Origin of the sequence: Campylobacter sp. 2018MI01, from assembly GCF_018501205.1 — a bacterium.
Taxonomy (GTDB): Bacteria; Campylobacterota; Campylobacteria; order Campylobacterales; family Campylobacteraceae; genus Campylobacter_E.
This window is the reverse complement of record NZ_JAHCZE010000077.1, coordinates 1-5,335: the sequence shown is the minus strand read 5'-3', so window position 1 is coordinate 5,335 and position 5,335 is coordinate 1. Positions and strand designations below refer to the sequence as shown.

Here is a 5,335-nt window from a genome sequence, read left to right as displayed (position 1 = left end):
ATCTAAAATTCTTCTTTTACATTCAAGTAATTTAAATTCTTTTTCACAAGTTTTACAAAAAATCTTAAATGTAGGCTTAGAGCAATTATAACATAGCATAAAGATTTTATTCTTTATCTTTTAGACGCTTTTTAACCGATTTTACCTTATATTTTAGATTATCATTTCTACTTTTGTGAATGTCAAATTTGGCTACTAAATAAACTCTATCTTTATTAATTAATTTATTTGCTTTATTTAAAATTTTTAAAGCACTTTTTAAATCATCAGTTTCTACGCTAGTTCCCATTGCACCTAATTTGTGTTTTATATTTTTCTTTCTTAAATACTCAATAATTGGTGCTATTTCTTCACTTTTACTATCATCGCTCATAGAAAAAATACAAAAATCCATTGTAACACTCATTTTTTCTCCTTTAAATAAATTTAATTATTTCTTCGTTACTTGCTCTAATAGTTTTAAAATTATTTACATTATCGCTACTTTTTTTACCTATTGCAATGCCACATATAATTTTGCCTTCAACCCCATTTTCTCTAATAGTATCGCAATATTCAGTAATACTACCTAAAACACAAGTGCTAAATCCTAAATATGTAGCCGCATTTAAAAAATTAGCTAGAAAAATACCACAATCTAACAAAGAACCTTCGTTTAAACCATTATCAATATGTAAAATTGCTAGATTTTTAGCATTAAAGAATTTAAAATTCTTATGCCATTGCTCTAACCTTTTTTCTTTCTCATCTCGCTTTATATTAAGTGCTTCATAAAGCCTAATTCCTGTCTGAAATCTTCTGCTCTTATAAGGTTCAAACCAAATATCAGGATATAATTTTATATCTTGACTTTTTAAGTTATTTTTTACAGCATTTAATAAATCATCACTTAATTTAGCAAGGCTTTTACCGCTAAAAAAGCTTAGTTTTGCTGGTTGCATATTTGTTGCACTAGGGCTTAATTTTGCAAGTTCTACTATATTAATTAATTCATCTTTACTTAATTCATAGTCAATAAAATCTCTACAAGAAAATCTATTATCCAAACATTCCTTAAAAGTCATAAAATCTCCTTAAAACAAGCATAATTGCAAAATATTCTAAAATAAAAGCAGAAATTATATTAATAATCTTTAGCACTTTTAGACTAAATAAATTTGTATATTTATATACAAAAAACGAAAGCGAAAATATCCAAATAAGTATGCTAACGCTAAGTCCTAAAAATAAATATATAGGATTTTGTTTAGTGCTTAGCATAGTTGCAACGCTAAGCCAAAATGTGATTACATAAGGATTTGCTAGATTTAGTAAAAATCCTTTAATAAAATTACTAAATATATTTGTATTTTCTAAATTCTTATGAAGATTTATATCTTTTACTGGCTTTAGCATTAAAAATGCTAAATAACTTAAAAATATAAAGCCAAAAATACTTAAAATATTTAAAAATAAATCATTTTTAATAAATTCTAAAACGCTAAAGCTTAATAATGATAAATAAAGTAAATCAGCGACAAAAGCACCAAAACCTAAAGCAAAAGCATTCTTAAAAGATTTTAGTGCATAACTTAAAATTAGAATATTAACAGGACCAAAAGGAACGCAAACTCCAAGTCCTAATAATATCCCATCAAATAAATCATTCATCTGCTAAACTAAGTCCTACTTTTCCATCTTTAATTTCACTAACTATTACTTCTAGCGTTTCGCCCTCATTAAAGCTTTTACCCTTAATTTTATTAGAATGTAATAATCCATCAATGCCGTCTTGTAAGGTTACAAATACTCCAAAATTAGCTACTTTTTTAACAACACCACTAAATCTAGTTCCTATTTCAAATTCTACTTTAGGAGCTTGTTTTTTGCCTTTAGATTTTGGTTTTAACACTTCATTTAATATATATTCTTTAGCTTCTTTTACTAATTTTCCACTAATTTTTACTTCATTTTTATCTCTATCTAAATCTATGCTAACGCCAAATTTATCTATGATTTCTTTAATAGTTTTACCACCTTGACCAATAATTTCTGGAATATCATTAGCACTTACGCTAAATATTTCTAATTTAGGTAAAATTTCTTCATTAATAACAATCTTAGAATTTGCTTCTTCCATTAAATTAAGAATATGAATTCTTCCTTTTCTAGCAGCTTCTAAAGCTTGTGTTAATATTTCAGTGCTAACCCCACCTAATTTTATATCCATTTGCATAGCAGTTATTCCATCAACACTACCTGCTACTTTAAAATCCATATCCCCATCGTGATCTTCTAAGCCCATAATATCAGTTAATACAGCATATTCATTATCTTCAATTATAAGTCCCATAGCAACTCCAGCTACTAGTTTTTTACTAGGCACTGCTGCAGCACGAAGAGCTAATGAGCCACCACAAACACTAGCCATTGAGCTACTTCCATTACTTTCTAATATTTCTGAAACTATTCTAATAGTATGAGCATAATCTTTACTAACTGAAGAACTTAAAGCTCTTTTTGCTAGATTTCCGTGTCCTAATTCTCTTCTTGAAGGTGCTTTTAAAGGACTTGCTTCGCCTACACAAAAACCAGGAAAATTATAATTAAACATAAATCTTTCATAGGTAGTTGATTTATTATTTAATAATTCAATTGCTTGAGCGTCATTGTCACTACCTAAAGTGCAAACCACTAATGCTTGAGTTTGACCCCTTGTAAATAAACAAGAGCCGTGCGCATTTGGTAAAATATTAGTCAATATACTAATAGGACGAACCTCATCTAAAGCTCTCCCATCAGCTCTTCTTCTTTCTTTTAAGATTTGCTTTCTTACTATATGTTTTTTAATACGATTTAATTCATAATCAAGTTCAGCTTCACTCCAATTATTATTTATAAATTCTTCATCTAAAACAACTTTTTTTGCAATAGCTTTAAGCTCACTTGCCCTTTCGCTTTTAGCCATTTTATTAATTGCAAATTTTATATCTTCTAAATAGTTTTTTTCTAAATATTCATATACTGCTAGATTTTCACTATCAGCTTTATAGTTAAACTCATAAGATTTTTTATATTCTTTAAAAGTATTATAAAAATCATTACTTATATTTAAAATACTACCTTTTGCAAATTCTAAAGCTTGTAATAATTCACTCTCACTCATCTCATTCATTGAATTATTAGTCTCATTTGCTTTCATTTCTATCATTAATAATTCATCTTTAAGACCACTTACAAACAAATCAAGACTTGAAAGTTCTAAAGAATTTAAATCAGGATTTAGAACAAAACCATTTTCATCCTTAGCAACCCTAACCCCAACTGCTGGATATACAATTTCAATATCACTTAAAAATAAAGCCGCACTTGCTGCATAAAGTGCAAGTGGCTGAATATCCACATTTTCTTCAACTGAAAGAAGCATAACAACGATATGAGTTGGGTGTAAATAACCCTTAGGAAATAATGGGCGTAATGTTCTATCAATTATTCTTGAAGTTAAAGTCTCATAATCACTTGGTTTTGTTTCTCTTTTCACAAAACCGCCTGGAATTTTACCTGCTGCATAAGTTTTTTCTACATAGCTAACGGTCAATGGTAAAAAATCTTCACTAACACACTCATCTTCTCTAGCAACACTTGCTAACATAACCGTTTTACCACAAGTCATTAAAACACTTGCATTTGCTTGTTTGGCAACTAAATCAAGTTCAAATACTAATTCTTTATCGTTAATCTTAATTATTTTTTTCATTTATCTCCTTTTGATATGGCAAATAATAATTGCTCGTTTCTAAAATCTCACACGCATATTCACTTGATATTTCAAGTGGTTGCTTGTAGTAATAATCTTTATCTATAAAATGTTCTATTTTTTCTAAATAATAAACTTTATCAAATAAATCATTATAATAATTATAAGCATCAGCAGCTACTAAAGCACTTGCATATTTTATACTTCTAACGCCTAAACCCAATAAACTTTTATGACATACATTAATAGTTAAACCGCTGTTTGAACCTTGGTCTAACAATAAAATATCCTTACCTTTAAGATTGCTAAGTGGTAAAGACTTTCTATATTTTGCAATTTTACCCATAATTGATTCATCATAAAGCACAGTGCTCATTGATAAAATATATTCTTGAGTTATAGAAAAAGCTTCAATTAATTCTTGAATACATACTATATCTCTTGTTTCACTAATTTTTGCTATCTGACATTCATTATTTGGGGCATATATGCCTTTGTTAAAAAGCATATCATAATATAAATTAAGTTCACTTGCAATAGTCTCAATAAAAGGAATATTTTTAATACTATTTCCTATAATTATATGTCCTTCTAATTCTTTATATTGCAATAATTTTTCACTAAATTTATTAGCAGCTTGTAAAGGATTGTCAAAAATCATAAGTATCATCACCTCTTAAAGCAAAATTATATCTTACACCGCCTATTGGATAAAGATTGAATTTCAAATAAACCCCCCTATCTCTTACAGATTTTACACCCATTTGAGTAAGTTTAGCTGTTGTGCTTTCTTTAAATTCTAAAGAATAATTTATACATCTTTTTTTATGAGTAAAACCTATACTATAGTTTTCAAATTTCTTGCTATTTAAATTAAACCAAGCTTGAGAATATATTATATTATAAGGCATAAATTCATATTGAAATTTACTAGTTAAAAATCTATCATAAGGCTTATTTTTCACAAGAAGCTCATCAATTTTATTATAATAAAATCCAGAACTTATTTTAAATGGCTGGGTTGTATATACGCCTTCTATAAAAAATCTATCAATATTAGAATTTTTAAACGAATACTCCGTAGTATTATTAATATTAAAATTATTATTAAAATAATACTTAAACTGATTGCTTAAAATATTAAACTTAGAATCTTCTGTCCTAAGCGTTAAAGAATGCTTAAGTTTTTTATCATTATCGCTAAAAATTATTTGAGATAACTCAATATTAAAGGTTAAATCATCATAAGTATTTGGTATGAAAAATTCATTTTCTATTTCTTTTGAACCAGTCCTAAGACTAGCACCAAAACCAAAATTAATATTATGCAATATATAATCATACTTTCTAAATAAATTAGTATATATAAAAGCACTATGAGTAGAATTAAAATTATAATCATCTCTTCTACTATAATTATTATAAAAGTTAAGTCCTAATTCAAATTCTTCATTTAAAACAAAGTTAATATAATCATTAAATAAGCTTTTATTAAACTCAATTGGAACATAAAAATGAAATCTATTTAACGTGCTACCTTCTCTTCTATAAAAATTGCTATATGAAAAATCTGCTTTATAATTAATATGATTATCAAAT

Annotated in this window: 6 protein-coding genes; all 6 read right to left on the bottom strand. The window is 26.8% G+C overall.

Going from position 1 to position 5,335, the window contains the following annotated elements; all coding sequences use genetic code 11:
* Positions 1-106 precede the first annotated feature (106 nt).
* A complete protein-coding gene (locus KJQ97_RS08630) occupies positions 107-406 on the bottom strand; it encodes a thiamine-binding protein (protein ID WP_214116528.1) in 300 nt (99 codons plus the stop codon).
* 10 nt (positions 407-416) lie between these two features.
* Positions 417-1,064 (bottom strand): nitroreductase family protein, encoded by a 648-nt coding sequence (locus tag KJQ97_RS08625; protein ID WP_214120587.1) that lies wholly within the window; start codon positions 1,062-1,064, stop codon positions 417-419.
* The gene (locus KJQ97_RS08620; protein ID WP_214116524.1) at positions 1,054-1,650 is read right to left on the bottom strand and encodes a LysE family transporter; all 597 of its coding nucleotides are present in this window, start codon (positions 1,648-1,650) and stop codon (positions 1,054-1,056) included. The genes KJQ97_RS08625 and KJQ97_RS08620 overlap by 11 nt, the downstream gene beginning before the upstream one ends.
* Entirely contained in the window at positions 1,643-3,736 is a 2,094-nt protein-coding gene (locus KJQ97_RS08615; RefSeq protein WP_214120586.1) for a polyribonucleotide nucleotidyltransferase, read from the bottom strand. Before KJQ97_RS08615 ends, KJQ97_RS08620 begins: the two co-directional genes overlap by 8 nt.
* Positions 3,720-4,397 carry a sodium:proton antiporter gene (locus KJQ97_RS08610; protein ID WP_214116520.1) on the bottom strand — a complete coding sequence of 226 codons (678 nt, stop codon included), beginning with the start codon at positions 4,395-4,397 and terminating at the stop codon, positions 3,720-3,722. Before KJQ97_RS08610 ends, KJQ97_RS08615 begins: the two co-directional genes overlap by 17 nt.
* On the bottom strand, positions 4,387-5,335 hold a 949-nt coding region (locus tag KJQ97_RS08605), incomplete at its 5' end, for a hypothetical protein (protein ID WP_214120585.1). The genes KJQ97_RS08610 and KJQ97_RS08605, both read right to left, overlap by 11 nt.